The organism is Paenibacillus tianmuensis (assembly GCF_900100345.1).
Classification (GTDB): Bacteria; Bacillota; Bacilli; order Paenibacillales; family NBRC-103111; genus Paenibacillus_G; species Paenibacillus_G tianmuensis.
On record NZ_FMTT01000099.1, the window covers coordinates 1 to 2,025 of the forward strand.

4 protein-coding genes are annotated in these 2,025 nt (G+C 45.8%); 1 reads left to right on the plus strand and 3 read right to left on the minus strand.

Going from position 1 to position 2,025, the window contains the following annotated elements:
- Window positions 1-75: 75 nt before the first annotated feature.
- Entirely contained in the window at window positions 76-459 is a 384-nt protein-coding gene (locus BLO51_RS28240) for a VOC family protein (protein ID WP_090677472.1), read from the minus strand.
- Window positions 456-869, minus strand: a complete 414-nt coding sequence (locus BLO51_RS28245) for a hypothetical protein (RefSeq protein ID WP_090677474.1) — start codon at window positions 867-869, stop codon at window positions 456-458. The genes BLO51_RS28240 and BLO51_RS28245 overlap by 4 nt, the downstream gene beginning before the upstream one ends.
- 69 nt (window positions 870-938) lie before the next feature.
- Between BLO51_RS28245 and BLO51_RS28250 the strand changes: the two genes are divergently transcribed.
- Window positions 939-1,433 (plus strand): ankyrin repeat domain-containing protein, encoded by a 495-nt coding sequence (locus tag BLO51_RS28250; RefSeq protein WP_245719878.1) that lies wholly within the window; start codon window positions 939-941, stop codon window positions 1,431-1,433.
- On the opposite strand, the gene BLO51_RS28255 is transcribed toward BLO51_RS28250, so the two are convergent.
- Complete coding sequence (locus tag BLO51_RS28255) at window positions 1,347-1,790, minus strand: macro domain-containing protein (protein WP_245719879.1); 444 nt, start codon at window positions 1,788-1,790, stop codon at window positions 1,347-1,349. The genes BLO51_RS28250 and BLO51_RS28255 overlap by 87 nt on opposite strands.
- Window positions 1,791-2,025 lie beyond the last annotated feature (235 nt).

Genomic DNA, 2,025 nt, shown 5'->3' on the forward strand with positions numbered 1-2,025 from the left:
AATCGTGAGTGCTACAAAGCTGGTATATTAATTGAATGCAATCGACTCCGTTTACCATGTTGAAAAGTTCAACCGCTAATTTTTAGATTGAGCCGCAAATTCTATGACATTATTATCTCTGTCCAATATATAGATCTGTGAAAAACCTGCCGCGCTGTCAGGCTCGGCCTCGTACTCGATGCCTGCCTCCTCCAGCCATTGCAGCGTTTTGCCGTAGCTCTTCACCCAAATCGAAAAGTGACCTTCTAACGAATTTATTCCGTTTGCCCGAAGCGTTTCGCTATAAGGATTCTCTACGACATGAAGCTGCTGTTCCCCCAAATCGTACCATACCCCTTTTGACTTAAATGGTGGGCGAGCGAGTTCCTTAAATCGAAGAACTTCAGAATAAAAATGCTTCGCTTCGTCCAAGTTTCTTGTAGCAACAGTTAAATGATTAAGTCGTTCTAAATCAATCATACCGATTTATCCCCCACCCAAATTTGCTGAGGCTTCGTATAAAAATGACTTCGCTTAGAATAGCTATAGGCTATAACGATCAGCGACCAAATCACATTTCCTAAAAAAGGTTGATCCTTGTACAGAACGAACAGGTAACCGCTTACGGTCAGAAAATAAATTGAATACGAAACCATGAGCCAGTACCCCCAACGCTTGAGCCTCAAGTACCCATAAGCCATGACGAGCGAAACCACTCCTACCAGAATTCGGGCAAGATGCTCCGGAACATTCGGCAAGCCGAATCTGGCTGCGATTCCATACTTTTCAGAAGAGAAATCAATCAAAAATAACGATAACCATAATACAACAGAACCGAATATATAAAAACTCCCAATTAAGGCGACTCCCAAAGGTCTTTTTCGATTCAATCGCTCAACTCCTCTATTGACCGAACTCAAACTTCAAGAAGCAAAAAGACTTCTTCTGCGGCACACGGTGTGATAATACTGGCGATTCATCCGAGTCTCGCCCATTCGGAAAACGGCGACGGGCTGACTCCCTTAGGGTTCGCGGCGCATTTCGGCAGCAAAGCTACCGTGCAGGTGCTGCTGGACTATGGTGCGGATGTGAATGCCGTGTCGCATTCCAAACTTTCTTACATTCCTTCGAATACCGCGCTGCATGCCGCGATTGCGGGGGAACGGGACCCGGAGGTCATCCGGCTGCTTTTGACCCGCGGTGCCCTGACGAATATCTTCGACAGCAGCGGCCACACTTGTTTGCATACGGCCGCATTTCATGACGATAACACAGAGCTTATTCGCTTGCTCATGGAGCATGGAGCCCGGCTAACGGATGTTACAGGAGCGCTTGTGCGCGATAAGCACCGCTCCTCCCTTGAACGCTTATTGAATTTGATAAAGCGTCACTTCGTAATCGTGGAACGTTTCTTCCAACATCTTCCCCACAATCTCCCAAGATCCGTTGGCTAACCCGCAGCCGATCCCATAGGGAAGCGCCACCGTTAAAGCGTGCTCTTTCGCATAATTTTTTAACGAGAGCAGGGCCTCTTTTAGCGCGACATAATCCGTATACACTTTCTTTGATCGGCCATAGGTCAATTGACCGAATAGGTTCGCGATGAACTTCCCTTGCACAGCTACAAGCTGAAGGGTTCCGAGAAGCTCCTCCGGAGCCTTATCTTTGCAATAATCCAGGTAGGACGTATACAGGTTCGGATACTTCGTTTTTAATAATTGGGCTACTCCCGAGCCCATCACGGCTTGGCAATTGACTTGGTGACCAACAATGTCTTCCTTAGCCTCCAGCAAATCTCCCGCAATGATCATTACTGCCACGCAAACACTCTCCTTCGGTTACATCAACATTTCCCTAGACAGTTCGTTAAACTTCAAAAAATCATCTAGCCGTTTCTTAGCCATTGCCATGTCAGACGATATAGAAAAATTGCTTCTTCTGTTCAAATCAGTATACTATATAAGTTGAACTAAAGACCTTAGAAATCTATGGTAAGGAAATTCATACCTACTTGTCGAATAAGTAATGAAACATGAACAGACAGGC

Excerpts from the sequence above, each read along its gene's own strand:
- BLO51_RS28240 (WP_090677472.1), bottom strand. The coding sequence starts at position 459 with ATGATTGATTTAGAACGACTTAATCATTTAACTGTTGCTACAAGAAAC.
- BLO51_RS28255 (WP_245719879.1), bottom strand. The coding sequence starts at position 1,790 with ATGATCATTGCGGGAGATTTGCTGGAGGCTAAGGAAGACATTGTTGGT.